Genomic DNA, 16410 nt, shown 5'->3' on the forward strand with positions numbered 1-16410 from the left:
ACCCCACGGTCCGATGAGGCCTCGTGCCTCGTCGGACCGTGGCGTCGTCACGCGCGCCCGGCAGCGGGCGTGCCTGCGCGCCAGGATCGTTAACAATTTCGTTGACCACACTTCGGACAACATGGTTAGCTCGGGTCAACCGTTCATGGGCGACTGAGGGCCACGAGGGCCGGCAGGAGGCGCGGGGGATGAACTGCACGAGCGCCTGCCGGGCCACGAACGCCCCGTGATCGCCGGCGTCGAGGACCAACTCCGCCGAGACGGGGACCGGACGACCTTGTCGTAGCCCACACCGAAAGGGGATGACGATGCTGTCAACCGAGGACAACGAGCTACTGACCCGGGTCGGGCCGGGCACTCCCATGGGTGAGCTGTTGCGCCGTTACTGGACGCCGGCTCTGCTGGTCAGCGAGGTTCCCGCGCCGGACAGTGACCCTGTGCGCGTGCGGTTGCTCGGTGAGGACCTCGTGGCGTTCCGCGACACGAACGGCCGGGTCGGCCTGGTGCAGGAGAACTGCCCGCACCGCGGTGCGTCCCTCTACTTCGGACGCAACGAGGAGTGCGGGCTGCGTTGCCCGTATCACGGGTGGAAGTTCGACGCCGACGGCGCGTGCACGGACATGCCGAGCGAGCCGCCCACGAGCGTGTTCAAGGACAAGGTCCGGATCACGGCCTACCCGACGCACGAGTCGGGCGGGATCGTGTGGACCTACATGGGCCCGGCCGACACGATGACGCCGTTCCGCGACTTCGGCACCGACAGCCTCGAGCCCGAGCACGTGCAGGCCACGAAGATGCACTCGACATGCAACTGGGTGCAGGCGATGGAGGGCAACCTCGACACCTCCCACATCTCCTGGCTGCACCAGTTCAACGGCGTCGACGACATCCCCGACGACGGCAGCGACAAGCCCGGCTACCCCTCCAACCCGATGTCGTGGAAGTTCTGGCGCCACGACCGCGCGCCGCGCCTGGAGGTCGAGGACACCTGGTACGGCTTCAAGTACGTCGGCATCCGGGAGACGCCGGGCGGGCACACGCACGTGCGGATGAGCGCGTTCTGCTACCCGTACCACACGGTGATCGCCACCGTGCCGCTCGGCGTCCGACACGGCATCTTCGTGCCGGTCGACGACCACAACACCCACCGCTACCTCCTCAACACCCGCCCGCTCGACAACTCCCGTGGCGTAGGTGGGGCGCCGCTGTTCTCGGTGGCGCCGTTCAAGCTCGCCCGGGCCGAGGTGGGCGGCAACGGTGTGATCCATCGCGAGTACACGGCCGAGAACGACTACGGGATCGACCGCGAGGAGCAGCGCAACCTCACGTTCTCCGGTGTGGCGGAGTTCGTGAGCCAGGACCTGATGGTCACCGAGTCGATGGGCCCGATCTACGACCGCAGCCAGGAGCGGCTGGGCACCTCCGACAAGGCGATCATCCGGATGCGCCGGCTGCTGATGGCCGCTGCCAAGAGCGTGGCCGATGGTGGTGAAGCGCCCGCGACGTCGGCGGAGCACAACTACTTCGAGGTCCGATCTGCGGAGAAGATTCTCGAGGACGGCGAGGACTGGCGCGAACTCGGCACCGATGCCGACCCGCTGGTGCGGGAGATGGACGTCCACGGGGTCCGCGACCGCACCCCCATCGCCGGCTCCTGATCGTCCGCGGCCGACGTCCCGGGCGTAGGCCCGTCCCCGGCCCGGTTGGCCTCGCCCGGGTGCGCACGTCGTCCTACCCGCAGCGTGGCGGGGTCGCTCGACAGCCCGCTGCCTCCACACGATCAGGAGGAGCGCAGTGATACCGATTCCTCGGCGGCGGGCTCTCGTCGTCCTCGCGGCGGGCGGGTTGGCCGTGCTGACGGCCTCGTGCGGCGCGGGGCAGGGGCCGGCCGCCGCCGGACGCCCTCCACTGGAGGCGGTGAATCCCTACGGAGGAGACCTCGCGGCCGAAGGCGAACCACGCCGAGGTGGAACGCTTCTTCTGGGGATGACCAGCGAGATCAGCAGCTTCGATCCGACCGTCTACAACGGCAACGTGGCAGCGACGGCCGTGTACGACTCGCTGATGCGGATGACGCCCGGTGGCGGGGTGGAGCCCTACCTGGCGGAGTCGATGGAGAGCCGCGATGGCGGCACGACGTGGCGCATGGGGCTGCGGTCCGGGGTGAGGTTCCAGGACGGCACGGCTTTCGACGCGAACGCGGTGGTGGTCAACGTCCAACGGCACATCGACACCGCGTCGTCGCCTGCGCACGCGGGCGCGAGCATGATCACGTCGATGCGCGCGGTGGACCCACTCACCGTGGAGTTCGTGCTCGCGCAACCGATGGGCGAGTTTGCCACCCTCTTCGCACTGCCGTTCACGGACGGCACGCTGGGGATGGTGATCTCGCCGGCAGCGCTCGCGAAGTACGGCGCGGACATCGGCCGCAATCCGGTGGGCGCGGGGCCGTTCAGGTTCGTCGAGTGGGTTCCCGACTCGAAGAGCGTGTTCGCCCGCAACGACGACTACTGGCAGCAGGGGATGCCCTATCTCGACGGCCTGGAGTTCCGGCCGCTGCCGGACACGGAGTCGCGGTACGCGTCGATTGCCAACGGCGATGTGGACGTCATCTTCGCCGGCTACAACCAGGAACTGGTCCGCGGCCTCGACGACCCGAACCTGGAGGTCTACTTCGGGCCCGGCGACGGCGGGGAGTTCCTGCGATACAACTTCGCGAAGCCCCCGTTCGACGACCGCCGGATGCGTGAAGCGATCATCCGTTCAATCAATCTCGATGCCCTCGGAGCGAGTCAGTACAACGGGCGGCTCATTCCCGCGAAGAGCTTGTTCGGCGACAGCAGCCCGTACCACACGCAGGCGGCCACGGACGCGTGGCCACAGTACGATCCGGAGCGGGCCAGGCAACTCATCGAGGACTACCGGTCCTCGGGTGGGAACCCCGCATTCACCTTCACCACCACCAACAGCCGGGTCGCGTTCGCCGAGTTCGTCCAGGCGCAGATGGCGGCGGTCGGGATCACGATCGAGACCCAGTTCTACGACATCGCGCAGTTCACCTCCGCCATTGCGCAGAGCGGCAATTTCCAGCTCACGACGTGGGTCGGCGAGGTCAACTCGACCTACCCCGGTGTTTCCAGGCTGCTGAGCACCGGTGGCAGCGGGAACCACGGAAAATACTCGAACCCCGAGGTCGATCGGCTGCTCGACCAGGCCGTGGTCACCACGGACGACGCCGAGCGGACCACGCTCTATCAGCAGGTCGAGTTGCTGTCCGGCCAGGACCTCGCGGTCGCCTGGTTCAGCCGCAGCTACCGATCCACCATCACCCGTCGCGAGGTCAACGGCATGGACCGGTACCAGGCCGGAACCATGTGGTACGCCACCACCTGGCTCGATCGGTGACCGCTCAGTCCGGCGTCCCCTCGACAGTGCACGATCACAACCAGGAAAGGAAACGATTCATGGCAACGGAGTCGGGCATCGCGCTCACCGGTGAGATCGCCGAACGCATCAACAGTGCCCTGGAGAACCGCAAGCCGCTCACGGTCAGCTATGTGGGCCTCGACAATCGCCCGCACATGTCCCTGCGCGGGTCCGTTCACGTGCACGCGGTTGATCAGCTCGCGATCTGGGTGCGGCACAGCCAGGGAGGGATCGTGGATGCGATCGGCTCCAATCCCGCGATCGGGCTGCTCTATCGCGATGCGGACTCCCGTACGACCTATGTCGTCAGTGGACGTGCCCGTGTCGCCGGCGACGAGAGCATCCGGCGCGCTGTCTTCGATGCCAGCCCGAAGGTGGAGCAGGACCACGATCCCGAGCGGCTCGGGGTCGCCGTCCTGATCGATGTCGACGAGGTCAAGGGCGGCACCGTCGGCGGCACGCAGGTCTCGATGACGCGATGACCCGCACTGGTTGAGATTGCTGCTCGCGCATCCGGCTCACCGGGTCGTCGTATCCGGATGATCGGCCGCCGCGGATCGACTACTCCGCGGCGGCCACCGCCGGTGGCCCCCCCCGAGAATATGATCAGCGTTTCGTCCGAAATGCGCACGACTGAGCGTTCGGTGCGATTCTGATTCATATATGTTACGCCCTGGTTTCTGTGAACGCCGCCGAGGTCTGTGGTTCACTGGACGCGGTCCGGACCGGCTGCGGCCGGTTTCTGGTGCCGCGCTACGGGGGTGCTTTCGGGTGGTTCGAGCCATGAATGATGCCGTCTTGGAATGCGATAATCTCAACGATCCGCGCGAACGGGCCGAACTTCGCTCGGCGGCCCGGGAATTAGTGCCGCTGCTCCGTTCCCATGCGGCGGAAACCGAGCGACTGCGCGACCTGGCTCCTGCGGTCGACGCGGCCCTGCGTGCGGGGGGTTTCTACACGCTCACGGCGCCGCGGAAGTTCGGTGGCCGCGAAGCCGGCGTGCGCACCATCATCGAGGTGTACTCGGAACTCGGCCGCGGCTGCGGTTCGAGCGCATGGGTGGGGAAGATCCACTGCGGTGCCGCGCACATGGCGTCGCTGTTCTGCGACGAGGCCAGGCAAGACGTCTGGGGGGAGGACGGCAGTGCTGTCGTGAGTGCGAGCCTCAACGGGTCCGCATCCAATACGGCGCACGCCGTTCCGGGTGGCTTCACGATCAGTGGCGAATGGCGTTACGCCTCGGGTGTCCACCAGGCGCAGTGGCTGGTGTGCAAGTTGGCCGTCGAGCAGGAGGGCTCCGGCGAGCAGGATCTCCGACTCGCCCTGATCCCGGCGTCCGAGGTCTCGATCGTGAACACCTGGGACATGGCGGGCATGGAAGGCACAGGCAGCGACAGCTTCACGGTTCGCGATCTCTTCGTACCGGCCCACCGCACCCTTCCGCTGGCATCGGCGATGGATGACTCGCTGCGTTCCCGGGACGACCTGGAGAGCGTCTACCGCGCGTCCGTGCCGTCGATGCTCGGGCTGTCGGTCGCAGGTCCGGTCATCGGGATGGCTCGTGGCGCACTGGAGCACGTCATGTCGATGCTGGCGCAAGGCAGGCCGGTGACCGGATCGACCTACACCAACGCCATCGACTTCCCGAGTGTCCAGCTGGCCGTTGCGGACGTCGCTTCGCTCATCGACACGGCCGAGCTGCACGCCTACCGCGCCGCCGACGACATCGAGGCCGCGTCGCTTCGCGGTGATCACCTGGACGTGGCCGCTCGTGCCCGGATCAGGATGGATACGGGTGTCGTCATGCTCCGATGCCGGGAGGCGGTCGAACGGCTTCTCGATCTGGGCGGGACGTCGGCCTTCGCGCGCAGCAACGCTCTGCAGAGGTACTGGCGCGACGTCTCCACTGCCACCAGGCACGCGTTGGTGTCGCCGTCGCTGAACAGGGAGATCTACGGGCGGGCGCTCCTCGGCATCACCGAACAGCACGTCCCGATCGTCTAGCCGGTGTCAGATTGACACCAGCGGTGCCAATCTGACACCGTTGGTTCCATGACTGCCGACGCTCGCCAGCTCTACGCGGTGCTTCGCTACGTCCGGCCGTTGCACCTGCTGTCGGCCAGGGCGGTCACCGCTGCGCTCGCCGACGAGCAGATCACGATGGGCGTGCGCGCACTGCTGGAGACCATCGACGTCGGGGGCGCCGCCCCGGTTCCGGCGATCGGTCGCACGCTGTCGATGCCGCGGCAGGTGATCCAGCGCCTCGTCGACCAGGCGCTGGCGCTGGGCCTCGTGGCCACCGGGCCGAACCCCGCGCACAAGCGGTCGCCGCTCGTCAGGCTCACCGAAGCCGGGCGTGCGGCGTTCGAGCGCATCCACGAGGCGGAGCTGCGCGATCTCGCCTCGATCGCGGCCGGGCTCGACCCGGAAGACATCGTCGCGGCCGTTCGCGTGCTCGACGCGCTCACCACCGGTGTCACCCGGTTGACCAGCGACATCCCCCCGATCAGCGAGGAGTTGTCATGACCGGCACGATCCTGACCGGCACGGTTCCCGTCGAGGGTGGCCACATCGCGTACGAGCTCACCGGGGAGGGCGCTCCGCTGGTGTTCCTCCACGGCGGTGCGATGGACATGCGCATGTGGGAGCCGCAGCTCGCGCTCGCCGCCGACCACACGGTCGTCCGGCTCGACGCGCGCGGGCACGGTTCGTCGTCGACGCCGATTGCGCCGTTCCGGCAGTGCGACGACGTCGCGGCCACGCTGCACGGGCTCGGGATCGGGTCGGCCGTGCTCGTCGGGCTCTCGATGGGCGCTGCCACGGCGTTGGACACCGCGCTGGAGCACCCTGCGCTCGTCACGGCGGTCGTCTCGTGCGGTGCCGGCGCGAGCAGCATGGCGCCCCTCGACGAGCGGATGTTCAGCGACCCCTGGAGCCGCGGGCGCCTCGCCGCACTCGCCGCGGCGCAGGCCGCCTTCGACGCGCAGGCCTGGACCGAGGCGTTCCTCGAGCTCGGGCTCGTCGGCCCGTACCGGGAGCTCTCCGACGTCGCACCCGCGGTCGTCGCGCTGTGCCGGGAGATGATCACCGACACGCTGACGACACACGTCGTGCACGGCGGGCCGCCGCCGATCCCCGTCGCCGACGCCGCCCGGCGGGCCGCGGGGATCGGGGTGCCGGTGCTCGGAGTGGTCGGTGCGATCGACTCTCCCGACCACGTCCGCATGGTCCGCGAGCTCGTCGACGTCGTGCCGGCGGGGCGGCTCGCCGGCATCGAGAACTCCGGGCACATGCCCAACCTCGACCAGCCCGAACTGTTCAACGACACGCTGCGCAGGTTCCTCGCCGCCGTCGGGTAGCTCAGTCTCCCGGCTTCACGAGACCGTGCTCGTAGGCGTAGATCACCGCCTGCACCCGATCGCGCAGGCCCAGCTTCATGAGCACCCGGGCGACGTGGGTCTTGACCGTTGCGTCGCCGACCACGAGCTCGACGTTCATCGCGCCCGACGCGGTGACCTCGGTCTATCTCATCGTCGTGCCGTTGCTGCTCGGTGCGGCGATCGTCGGCGAGGTCGCCCCGCGCCCGGGGCCCGCGCCCGGCAACGGTCAGGACGCGACGAGCCCGGGCGGGTCACGCTTGGAGAAGCCGCGGCACTGACCGCGATCACGACGTCGATCGGCCCGGCCGTGGAGGTCCGCCGAGACGGATGATCTGGATCTGCGGCAACCGGCTCGGCGTTGCCTCTACGCAGTGCCATGTCGCCGTGGCTGCCTCCAGGAACTCGTTGGTCAGCGGGCGCTGCGGGTCGGTGATCCACGCCTCGCCGTCATCGCCGACCAGCTGGGGGAGCAGGGTGAGCAGCTCGTCGACGTTGCGCTGCCCGTAGAGCACGTCGGAGGCCAGCACGAGCCGCCACGGCCCTCGGTCGATCAGTGGGGCCGGGTCGGCCCACGAGCACACGGCCGTCTCCACGGACACCCCGTTGCTCTCCGCGTTGACGGCGGCGAACGTGACGGCATCGGCTGAGCGGTCGGTCGCCAGCACGCGGGCCCCGGCCAGCGCGGCGGCGATGGACGGAAGACCCAGACCGCACCCCAGCTCGAGCACCGGCACATCCCGCCAGTCCTGTGCGGACACGGCATACGCGAGTTCGATGCCGCTCGGCCACAGCTCCGCCCAGTACGGCGGGTAGGCCTCGTCGGCGGCAACGTCCTCTTCGTACAGCAGCGCCGCGGGATCACGCGGGTGCACGAACTCGATCCGCCCGCGTCGCAGCGTGATCGACCCGGCCACGAGGTCCAGCCGGGGGTCGCCCGTGCTCGGCGCTGAACGGTCCGTCATCCGAGCCAGTCTGCCCTGGTCGTGGGTGGTAGGGCGATTTCGCGGTTTGCGCGAGCGTCAGGGCTTGCGGCCGACGGCGCCGACGATGCAGTACTGAACAGGAGCCATCGGCTTCACGTGCGGGCCGTCGGGCCACCAGTCCGTACACCGCACCAAACCGGGCTCGACCAGTTCGAGCCCTTGCAGCATGCTCTCGATCTGAGCTTTCGTGCGGAATGCTCCACTGCCCATCGGGCTGTGGATGAAAATCTCCTCCATCTTTCGCGCGAGGCCGCTGTATTCGGACGTCTCGGGGTCGAAGAAGTGGCTGAGTGCTACATACGATCCGGACGGCAGGGCCTCGATGTACTCCTGCATGATCTCGCCGTACCGCTCGCCGGTGTAGTGGTGCATCGTGCCGCACTGGTGGAGCGCAATAGGCTGCGAGAAGTCGAGATGCTTGCGCACTACCTCGTTCTCGAGCACGTCTCTCGGCTCGAAGATGTCGGCCGCGATGAGGTGTGTCTGGTCGTTCTCCTCGAGCAAGGCCCGGCCGTGAGCCAGCACAACCGGGTCGTTGTCGACGTAGACGACGCGCGAATCAGGGGCCATCCGCTGTGCGACCTGGTGGGTGTTCTCGGCAGTGGGCAGGCCGGAGCCGCAGTCCAGGTACTGGGTGATGCCGGTCTGGCTCGCGATGAAGCGGGTGGCGCGGATGAGGAACTCGCGGTTGTCCCACCCCAGCAGAGTGGCCTCCGGCGCAACCCGCTGGATCCGGCGCAGGACCTCACGGTCGATCTCGTAGTTGTCCTTGCCGTTGAGGAAAGCGTCGTAGACCCGGGCGACACTCGCCTTCGACACGTCGATATAAGGCGGAACGACTTCGTGGGAAGCGGGAGCCTCAGCACCAGGCATACGTGCCTCACTACGTGGTTGGTCGTGGCCCGGAATCTTGCTCGGGCGGTGCGAGTGTAGGGCAAGGGGTCACCCAGATGAACCTCAGCCGAAACTTCTGCCACTGGCATCGTCGCGTGTACGGTTCACCGGCGGGTAGGGCACGGGCCCTCCGTCCGCCGCGAGAGAGGTGGAGAGTTCCGACGGGTCGAACGGGGAGGAGCGGATGGTCGAACGCGGCCAATCCGAGACCGGTGCGAGAGGCGAACCCACTCGCGGATCCACCGCCCGGCGCATCGTGCTCGGAGCACAGCTTCGGCGCCTCCGGGAGGCTGCGGGACTCTCCCGGTCCGAGGCCGGCTACGTCATCCGCGCGTCCGACTCGAAGCTCTCCCGCCTCGAGCTCGGGAGGGTCGCGTTCAAGGAACGTGACGTGTCCGACCTGCTGATCACCTACGGCGTCGAGGACGCCGCGGAGCGCGAGGCCTTCCTCGAGATGGTCCGGCAGGCCAACCAGCCCGGCTGGTGGCGCCGGTACAACGACGTGATGCCCGGCTGGTTCCACGACTTCGTGGGCCTGGAGGAGTCGGCAGAGCGCATCCAGGCCTACGAGCTGCAGTTCGTCCCGGGTCTGCTGCAGACCGAGGAGTACGCACGGTCGATCATGACCCGCGGGCGGCCCGAGCACGCACCCCCCGACACCGAACGCCGTATCGCGCTACGGATGCAGAGGCAGAAGATCCTCACGGGCGTGCACCCCACGAAGCTGTGGGTGGTGATCGACGAGTCCGTGCTGCACCGCCCGATCGGTGGCCGGCGCGTGCTCCGGGAGCAGCTCAAGCATCTGCTCGACGCGTCGCGCCAGCCCAACATCACGGTGCAGGTCGTGCCGAACGCCCTCAGCGGCTACGCGGCGGAGGGCCCGTTCATGATCCTGCGCTTCGCGGAGCCCGAACTCCCGGACGTCGTCTACATCGAGCACCTCAGCGGTGCGCTGTACCTCGACAGCCAGGAGGAGATCGAGACGTACAGCCGGTCGATCGACCGCCTGTCCGTGGACGCCGAGACGCCCGACCGGTCGCGTCAGCTGCTCAGCAAGGTGATCGCGGAGATCTGAGCCGCACGTATGGCACGTCCGGCGCCGGTTCGTCCCCCTCACGTGATGGCGCTACCGGGACGGGCGGGCACGGCGAACTCACCGTGCTGTGCGCCGGTCAGGAACGCCGACCATTCGGCGGCGGTGAAGACGAGCGCGGGCCCGGAGGGATGGCGGGAATGGCGCACGGCCACGTCGCCGGAGTCGAGCGTCGCAACCTCCACGCAGGCGTTCTGGCCGCTGAAGCTGCTCTTTCGCCATGTGACGGCACGAAGTAGTTCTGCGGACCAGCCGCTGAGATCCTCGTTCGGCATTGATCATCTCCGCTCGTGCAGAGTCAGTAGGCCGGGGAGAACGTAGCACCGTGCATATGCACGTGCATATGCACGGTGGACGCCGTACGTGCGCCCGCACGTGACAGTTGTATGGGGCGCTGGGCGACCGTGAGATGAATGTTCAACCATTGGATTCGTGCAGCTCAGAGCAGAAGTTCGGGCGAGTGGACGGCCCGCGACTCGGCGCTCGGATCACCCGGCGGATTGGTTCTTGTTCCCTCTTGATCGTGCACATGCAGCTACATCTTGCATATGCATCCCGTGAGCGGCACACTGCCAACGGTGTGAGTCACTGTGGTGATTCGTGTGCATACCCTCCGTGACAACAGGGAACGCGCTGCTGCACCACACGATGGAGACGAAACGACGAGGGCTGACACGGAGTGAATGCCCGCGGCTGCCGCTGCACGATTCGTGGCGCCGGGCGGGCCTCGCGCACGAGCCGACAGGGGGCGTCCACGTGGGGGAGCAGTCGAGGTCCGACCAGATTCAGAGCATCGCCGAGATACTCGCGGCGACCTATTCTGCCGGCGCTCTGCGCCGGATCCTGGTCGAGCACAGCGCCGACTCCACCGGCCACTGCCGCGGCTGCCGGTATCCGACCACTGCAGCGCCCGTGTGGCCGTGCCGGCTCTGGGAGATCGGCAAGGAGACCGAACGGATCATGAGCGCGGGCAGACTCGCGTAGGGCGGCGACCCGCCGGCAGCTCTCCCTTGTGCGCCCCAGCCGTACCGGCCCGATCACGTCGTGCGGGCCTTTCGCACACCGATCTCACGCCCTAGGAGCAACGGACCACCGGTCCGCTCACGGGGAGGGATCACGATGTTCCTGGGCGCCTACCACTTCGACGGGCATGCAGACGATCTGCTGCCCGCGTACCACCGACTGCTCGAGGGGTTGCCGCCGGGCGCGGTGCAGCTACAGCTCTGCGTCGGCACCGAGCGTGGGCTGACCGTTTTCGACACCTGTCCGTCCCGCGCGGAGTTCGCGGCGTTCAGCGGGGGAGATGCCCTGCGCGCGGCACTCGCGGCGGCCGGACTGCCGCAGCCGCGGGTGGAGCAGGTCGGGGACGTTCAGCATTCCGTTGTGGGGGTCTCGCGATGACCGTCGAGACGACGGGCCCGGCGGCGGAGATCGCGACGTTGGACGCGACGGGCCAGGCCGAACTGGTGCGCCGGGGTGAGGTGACACCGCTGGAGCTGGTGGATTGGGCGATCCAGCGGATCGAGCGATTGAACCCGCTGATCAACGCGGTGGTGACCCCGACGTACGAACGTGCGCGGACCAGGGCGCGGGCCGTGCCGGAGGGCCCCTTCGCCGGAGTGCCCTTCCTGCTGAAGGATCTGATCGCCGAGGAGGAGGGCGTTCCGCTGAGCTCCGGCTCGGCGTTCCTGCGCGACTACGTGTCCGGGCACACCTCCGAGCTGGTCAGGAGGCTGCAGGCGGCGGGGCTCGTCATGCTGGGCAAGACGAGCACTCCCGAGTTCGGAATGGTGCCGACCTGCGAGCCCGCTCGTTTCGGAGTGACGCGCAACCCGTGGAACCCGGACCGCTCGACGAGCGGGTCGTCGGGCGGATCGGCTGCCGCGGTGGCATCGGGGATGGTGCCGATGGCGCACGGCAACGATCTGTCCGGATCGCTGCGCTTCCCGGCTTCGGCCTGCGGCCTGTTCGGGTTCAAGCCGACACGTGCGCGGGTGCCGCTGGGACCGCAGTACGGCGACATGGTCAACGGGTGGATCGCCGAGCACGCGATGACGGTCTCGGTGCGGGACAGCGCCGCGCTGCTCGACGCCACCGCAGGCGCGGAGCCCGGCGACCCCTACCCCGCCCCGGCCCAGGCGGGGCCCTTCGCCGCCGAGGTCGGTACCGACCCGCGGAGGCTGCGCATCGCGTACACGCCGCGGACGGCAGGCGGCGAGCTCGGCCACCCCGACTGCGTCGCGGCGCTCATGGACGCGGTGACGCTGTGCGCCGAGCTGGGCCACGATGTCGTCGAAGCGGACGTGCCCGGTCTCGAGCAGGCCGGTGACGCGATCGGCACCATCTTCAACGCGACTCTCGCGTGGCTGATCGGATCGTGGATCCGCCGTCTCGGCCGGGAGCCCGGGCCGCACGACCTGGAGCCGATCACCCGAGTCTCGTGGGAGGAGGCTCGCGGTACCACCGGTGGGGAGTACCTGCTGGCCGTGGAGCGCCTGCAGGTCTTCGCCCGCGGCGTGGCACATTTCCTCGGCGAGGTCGACATGTGGCTCACCCCGACGATGTCGGAACCGCCGGCGCCGCTCGGGCAGATCGTGTCCACACCGGACGATCCGCTGCGCGCGTACCGCCGTGGCGGACGCACGGTCGAGTACCCCGCGGTGGTCGCCAACATCACCGGCAACCCGGCGATGTCGGTGCCGTTGTGCCACAACGCCGACGGACTGCCGATCGGCGTGCACTTCCTCGGTAGGTTCGGTGCCGAGGCCGACCTGTTCAGGCTGGCCGGACAGCTCGAGCGGGCCAGGCCGTGGGCTGATCGCATGCCGGCGGTGCACGCATCGCGGCACTGAAGACGACCAGGTGGAGGAGGCGGTGCGCGCGGTGACCTCGTATCCGCTGGTGGGCCGGTCGGAGGCGGTCGCCGAGATCGAGGCGGTGCTGGCGGCGGGCCGGGCGGCACGCGGCACGCTGGTGCTGGTCACGGGGGAGGCCGGCGTCGGCAAGTCGCGGCTGGCGCAGGAGGCCGTGGCGAGGGCGACCGGCTACCGCACCGCATGGCACGGGTGCGAGCCGGCTTCCGCGGCGTTCCGGCCATGGGCGCGGCTGCTGCGCACGGTCGCGCCCGACAGCGACGACATGTTCCCGGACGGCGGCCCGGCGACCGAGGGCATGCGGGAGCGGATGTTCGACGACGTCGTCGATCTGCTGGCGACATCGGCCGCCGACACGCCGCTGCTGCTGGTGTTCGACGACGTGCACGACGCCGACGCCTCGTCCCTGGAACTACTCGGCCATGTGGCCCGGCAGCTGCGCGCGACCCGTGTGGTCATCCTCGCGACGTCCCGCGACGGGGAGGCGGCCTGGCAGGGGCGGGGCCGGATCCGTGGCGAACTGGTCCGAGCGGGCCGGTCGCTGCCGTTGGCGACGTTGTCCACCGACGACGTTGCGCAGCTCATGGCGGCATCCGGCTCGTCGCCCCAGCCCGACACGCTGCGGGTGGTCGCCCAGCGCACCGGCGGTAGCCCGCTGCTGGTCACCGAACTGGTGACATTCCTGCGCAGCCGGGGCGGGCTGGGCGACCCGGTCACCGCGCTGGCCGTGCCGGAGTCGGTGCGGGCGCTGGTGGCGGGGCGGCTCGCGCGCCTGCCGGTTCCCAGCGCGGAGGCCGTCGCCGCGGCCGCGGCAGTCGGCCGGGACGTCGACATCGCAACCCTCTCCTCGCTGACCGCGACCGGGCCCGAGGAGCTGGACCGGCTCCTCGATCCCGCGAGGGCCGAGGCGCTGATCGTCGACGCTGGACCGAGCCGGGTGGCGTTCGGGCACGACCTCCTGCGGGACGCGGTCCACCGCGCACTCCCAGCGGGCGAGCGCCAGGCGCTGCACGGCCGGATCGCCGCGGAGCTCGCGCGCTCCGAGGCGGACCCGGCGGTGATCGCCCACCATCTCCTGCAGGCCGGCCCGGAGCACCGGGCTCAGGCGGCCGGCTCGGCCGCGCAGGCCGGTGAGCGCGCCGCCGCGGTCGCCGCCTACGAGGACGCCGCCCAGTGGTACGCGCGGGCGGCCGCCGCGCTCGAGGGCGGGCTCGGCGGCGCCGACCCTGCACGGCGAGCCGACATGCTGGTCGCCCAGGGGGAGGCACTGGTGGCGGCGGGGGATCCGGCGACGGCACGGGGGGTGTTCAGGGAGGCGGCAGGGCTGGGCCGGCGGCTCGGGTCGGCGTCGCTGGTGGCCAGGGCGGCGCTCGGACTCGCAGGTGGGGTCGGGTTCGAGGTCGCGCTGCTCGACGGTGAGCAGGTCGACCTGCTCACCGAGGCCCGCTCCGCGCTCGCCGAACAGGAGACGGTGCTCCGGTCGCTGACGGCGGCGCGGCTGTCGGTGGCACTCACCCTGCTGGCGAGCGAGGAGCGCCGCGCCGAGCTGAGCGAGGAGGCCGTCACGCTCGCCCGCGCGTCGGGGGACGACGACGCGCTCGGCCAGGCGCTCGCCGCTCGCTGTGACGTGCTCGCCGGGCCTGAACACAGCCGGTCGAGGGCGGAATGGGCGAGTGAGATCGTGGCGACAGCGGCCCGCAGGCGCTCACCCGCGCTGGAGCTGCTGGGCCGGAGGTTCCGCCTCGTGGCGCTGCTCGAGGTCGGGGACGTCGTCGGCGCCCATGCCGAGGCACAGGCGTACGCGGTGACGGCCGCGGGTTTGCGTCAGCCGGCCTACGCCTGGTACGTCCCGATGTGGCAGGGCATGCGCGCGTTGTCCGAGGGACGGATCGCCGACTGCGATGCGCATCTCGCCGACGCCGAGCGGCTCGGCCGTGGCGCGGGCAGTGACAATGCGCAGGCGCTCGTCCTGACCTCGCGCTGGTGCCTTCTCACCGAGCTGGACGACCAGCCGGGCATCACCGAGCTGTTCGCCGCGGTGGACCTGTACGGCTACGCCGGTGTGTGGCCCTTCGTCACCATGGCGCACGTCGCCGCTCACCAGGGCCGGGCCGGCGAGGCGGCAGCCCGGCTCGACGCCGTCACCCCCCAGCTCACCGCCGCGCCGCGTGACTCCGAGTGGCTGCCGATGATGGCCCAGCTGGCCGAGACCGTCGGGACGATCGGTCGTCACCCGGTAGCCCGCTGGGCCTACGAGCAGCTGCTTCCGTTGGCCGGGCTGTTCGTCGTCGAGGGCATCGGTGCCGCCCTCCGCGGGCCGGTGCATCGATATCTCGGCATCCTCGCTGCCGCCGACGGCGAGACGGCCACCGCGGCAGGCCATTTCGAGCGCGCGCTGGAGCAGGTCCGGGGGATCGGTGCCACCCTGCTGGTCGCCCGCACCCTCCGTGACGCCGGCTTGGCGCTCTCGGATCCCGCCCGGCTGGCCGAGGCACGGGATCTCTACCGCGCGCTGGGCGTCACGAGACGTGCCGACGAGCTGGGATCTGCCGCGGAGGGCGGCGGGGCGGACGGGCTCGGCGCGTCGGACAACCGGTTCCTGCGTGAGGGCGAGTTCTGGACACTGCGTTACCAGCGCCGGGAGGTCCGGCTGCGCGACAGCAAGGGCCTGCGGGACCTGGCCGTGCTGCTCGCGGCTCCGGGCCGGGAGTTCCCCGCTGTCGAGCTCGCCGCTGCGCCGTCGGCCGCCGCAGCGGCGGAGGTGCCGCCCGGCGAGCTGCACGAGCCGGGCGACCTGGGGGAGGTCGTCGACGCCACCGCCCGGGCGGCCTACCGGCGGCGGCTTCTGGAGCTCGACGAGGAGGAGACGGAAGCAGACGCCCGCGGCGACCAGGAGCGTTCTGTCGCGCTCTCCGCGGAACGTGAGGCGCTGGTGGCCCAGCTGTCGGCGGCCTACGGCCTCGGGGGCAGGGTCCGCCGGGCCGGGCAGCCGGCCGAACGTGCGCGCACCGCGGTCACCGCACGGATCCGCGACGCGATGCGCCGGATCGAATCCGCGCATCCCGAGCTGGGCGCGCATCTGCGGCACTCGGTGAGCACCGGCACGTCGTGCAGCTACCGGCCCGAGTCGCCGACGACGTGGCGTTCATAGTCCGCACACATCGTGTCCTTCGATCTCACGCCTCATGAGTGAGCCAGACCGGCTCGCCGAGAGGAGATCGAGATGCCACGCACGTCGAAGACCGAGGCCCCACTGACCGTCGATGAGCCCATCATCGAGGCTCGTTACGTGGAGCTGGGCGGTTACACGGTTGCGTTCGAGACCCACAAGATGGAGTTCGACCCGGCGCCGCTCTTCCGCGGCCTCCCCGATGATCGTTGCCAGTGCCCGCATTTCGGCGTCGTGGTCAGCGGCAAGGTCATCTACCGGTATGCCGACCGCGAGGAGACCTACGTCGCGGGAGACGCCTACTACGGTGCGCCCGGGCACCTGCCGCTGATGTTCCCCGACACGGAGCTGATCGAGTTCAGCCCGACGGACGCGCTCGACGCCACGATGGCCGTGGTCAGCGCGAACATCGCAGCGGCGAAGGCAGGGTGAGCGCCGAGCGTCCGGTCGACGAGTCCGCCGAGGACGGCGGGCTGCGCGAGTTCGGTTACCAGCAGGAGTTGCGGCGCAGCCTGACGTTGCGTGACCTGCTCGTGTACGGGCTGGTGTTCATGGTGCCGATCGCGCCGTTCGCGATCTTCGGCGTGGTGTT

16 protein-coding genes and 1 pseudogene are annotated in these 16410 nt (G+C 69.8%); 13 read left to right on the plus strand and 4 right to left on the minus strand.

The genetic code is table 11. The features are described 5' to 3' along the window. The first annotated feature begins 302 nt into the window (after positions 1-302). From MMF94_RS41270 to MMF94_RS41295, 6 genes are all read left to right on the plus strand, one after another. Complete coding sequence (locus MMF94_RS41270; RefSeq protein WP_241042956.1) at positions 303-1658, plus strand: Rieske 2Fe-2S domain-containing protein; 1356 nt, start codon at positions 303-305, stop codon at positions 1656-1658. A gap of 136 nt (positions 1659-1794) precedes the next feature. Beyond that, on the plus strand, positions 1795-3405 hold the full coding sequence (locus tag MMF94_RS41275; protein WP_241042957.1) for an ABC transporter substrate-binding protein: 1611 nt from the start codon (positions 1795-1797) through the stop codon (positions 3403-3405). Between the two features lie 59 nt (positions 3406-3464). Next, entirely contained in the window at positions 3465-3908 is a 444-nt protein-coding gene (locus MMF94_RS41280; RefSeq protein WP_241042958.1) for a pyridoxamine 5'-phosphate oxidase family protein, read from the plus strand. 301 nt (positions 3909-4209) lie between these two features. Next, positions 4210-5430, plus strand: a complete 1221-nt coding sequence (locus MMF94_RS41285) for an acyl-CoA dehydrogenase family protein (protein ID WP_277398957.1) — start codon at positions 4210-4212, stop codon at positions 5428-5430. A gap of 48 nt (positions 5431-5478) precedes the next feature. After that, positions 5479-5952, plus strand: a complete 474-nt coding sequence (locus tag MMF94_RS41290) for a MarR family winged helix-turn-helix transcriptional regulator (RefSeq protein ID WP_241042960.1) — start codon at positions 5479-5481, stop codon at positions 5950-5952. Next, entirely contained in the window at positions 5949-6785 is an 837-nt protein-coding gene (locus tag MMF94_RS41295; RefSeq protein ID WP_241042961.1) for an alpha/beta fold hydrolase, read from the plus strand. The genes MMF94_RS41290 and MMF94_RS41295 overlap by 4 nt, the downstream gene beginning before the upstream one ends. A 1-nt stretch (position 6786) precedes the next feature. On the opposite strand, the pseudogene MMF94_RS41300 reads toward MMF94_RS41295, so the two are convergent. Next, positions 6787-6903, minus strand: a pseudogene (locus MMF94_RS41300) (LuxR C-terminal-related transcriptional regulator); the annotation flags it as partial. Between the two features lie 34 nt (positions 6904-6937). Here MMF94_RS41300 and MMF94_RS41305 point away from each other — a divergent pair. Further along, positions 6938-7084 (plus strand): hypothetical protein, encoded by a 147-nt coding sequence (locus MMF94_RS41305; protein WP_241042962.1) that lies wholly within the window; start codon positions 6938-6940, stop codon positions 7082-7084. Positions 7085-7090: 6 nt separating this feature from the next. On the opposite strand, the gene MMF94_RS41310 is transcribed toward MMF94_RS41305, so the two are convergent. Both MMF94_RS41310 and MMF94_RS41315 read right to left on the minus strand, forming a co-directional pair. Then, positions 7091-7768, minus strand: a complete 678-nt coding sequence (locus MMF94_RS41310) for a class I SAM-dependent methyltransferase (protein WP_241042963.1) — start codon at positions 7766-7768, stop codon at positions 7091-7093. Between the two features lie 57 nt (positions 7769-7825). After that, positions 7826-8662 (minus strand): SAM-dependent methyltransferase, encoded by an 837-nt coding sequence (locus tag MMF94_RS41315; RefSeq protein ID WP_241042964.1) that lies wholly within the window; start codon positions 8660-8662, stop codon positions 7826-7828. A gap of 205 nt (positions 8663-8867) precedes the next feature. On the opposite strand from MMF94_RS41315, the gene MMF94_RS41320 reads away from it, so the two are divergent. Further along, complete coding sequence (locus MMF94_RS41320; RefSeq protein WP_241042965.1) at positions 8868-9758, plus strand: helix-turn-helix domain-containing protein; 891 nt, start codon at positions 8868-8870, stop codon at positions 9756-9758. Between the two features lie 38 nt (positions 9759-9796). On the opposite strand, the gene MMF94_RS41325 is transcribed toward MMF94_RS41320, so the two are convergent. Beyond that, positions 9797-10051: a DUF397 domain-containing protein gene (locus tag MMF94_RS41325; RefSeq protein ID WP_241042966.1), complete on the minus strand. Its 255-nt coding sequence runs from the start codon at positions 10049-10051 to the stop codon at positions 9797-9799. Positions 10052-10391: 340 nt separating this feature from the next. On the opposite strand from MMF94_RS41325, the gene MMF94_RS41330 reads away from it, so the two are divergent. From MMF94_RS41330 to MMF94_RS41350, 5 genes are all read left to right on the plus strand, one after another. Further along, positions 10392-10760 carry a hypothetical protein gene (locus tag MMF94_RS41330; protein ID WP_241042967.1) on the plus strand — a complete coding sequence of 123 codons (369 nt, stop codon included), beginning with the start codon at positions 10392-10394 and terminating at the stop codon, positions 10758-10760. Positions 10761-10895: 135 nt separating this feature from the next. Further along, positions 10896-11177, plus strand: coding sequence for a hypothetical protein (locus MMF94_RS41335; RefSeq protein ID WP_241042968.1), 282 nt, complete (start codon positions 10896-10898; stop codon positions 11175-11177). Next, positions 11174-12628, plus strand: coding sequence for an amidase (locus tag MMF94_RS41340; RefSeq protein ID WP_241042969.1), 1455 nt, complete (start codon positions 11174-11176; stop codon positions 12626-12628). Before MMF94_RS41335 ends, MMF94_RS41340 begins: the two co-directional genes overlap by 4 nt. 31 nt (positions 12629-12659) lie before the next feature. Then, positions 12660-15800, plus strand: a complete 3141-nt coding sequence (locus tag MMF94_RS41345) for an ATP-binding protein (RefSeq protein WP_241042970.1) — start codon at positions 12660-12662, stop codon at positions 15798-15800. 72 nt (positions 15801-15872) lie between these two features. Continuing rightward, entirely contained in the window at positions 15873-16250 is a 378-nt protein-coding gene (locus MMF94_RS41350) for a cupin domain-containing protein (protein WP_241042971.1), read from the plus strand. Positions 16251-16410: the final 160 nt, after the last annotated feature.

The organism is Pseudonocardia alaniniphila, from assembly GCF_022524485.1.
Lineage (GTDB): Bacteria > Actinomycetota > Actinomycetes > Mycobacteriales > Pseudonocardiaceae > Pseudonocardia > Pseudonocardia alaniniphila.

Bases quoted from the DNA above. Each gene is read 5' to 3' on its own strand.
- MMF94_RS41335 (WP_241042968.1), top strand. From the start codon at position 10,896: ATGTTCCTGGGCGCCTACCACTTCGACGGGCATGCAGACGATCTGCTG.
- MMF94_RS41340 (WP_241042969.1), top strand. From the start codon at position 11,174: ATGACCGTCGAGACGACGGGCCCGGCGGCGGAGATCGCGACGTTGGAC.
- MMF94_RS41350 (WP_241042971.1), top strand. From the start codon at position 15,873: ATGCCACGCACGTCGAAGACCGAGGCCCCACTGACCGTCGATGAGCCC.
- MMF94_RS41315 (WP_241042964.1), bottom strand. From the start codon at position 8,662: ATGCCTGGTGCTGAGGCTCCCGCTTCCCACGAAGTCGTTCCGCCTTAT.
- MMF94_RS41285 (WP_277398957.1), top strand. From the start codon at position 4,210: ATGAATGATGCCGTCTTGGAATGCGATAATCTCAACGATCCGCGCGAA.
- MMF94_RS41295 (WP_241042961.1), top strand. From the start codon at position 5,949: ATGACCGGCACGATCCTGACCGGCACGGTTCCCGTCGAGGGTGGCCAC.
- MMF94_RS41325 (WP_241042966.1), bottom strand. From the start codon at position 10,051: ATGCCGAACGAGGATCTCAGCGGCTGGTCCGCAGAACTACTTCGTGCC.
- MMF94_RS41320 (WP_241042965.1), top strand. From the start codon at position 8,868: ATGGTCGAACGCGGCCAATCCGAGACCGGTGCGAGAGGCGAACCCACT.
- MMF94_RS41310 (WP_241042963.1), bottom strand. From the start codon at position 7,768: ATGACGGACCGTTCAGCGCCGAGCACGGGCGACCCCCGGCTGGACCTC.
- MMF94_RS41270 (WP_241042956.1), top strand. From the start codon at position 303: ATGACGATGCTGTCAACCGAGGACAACGAGCTACTGACCCGGGTCGGG.
- MMF94_RS41280 (WP_241042958.1), top strand. From the start codon at position 3,465: ATGGCAACGGAGTCGGGCATCGCGCTCACCGGTGAGATCGCCGAACGC.
- MMF94_RS41290 (WP_241042960.1), top strand. From the start codon at position 5,479: ATGACTGCCGACGCTCGCCAGCTCTACGCGGTGCTTCGCTACGTCCGG.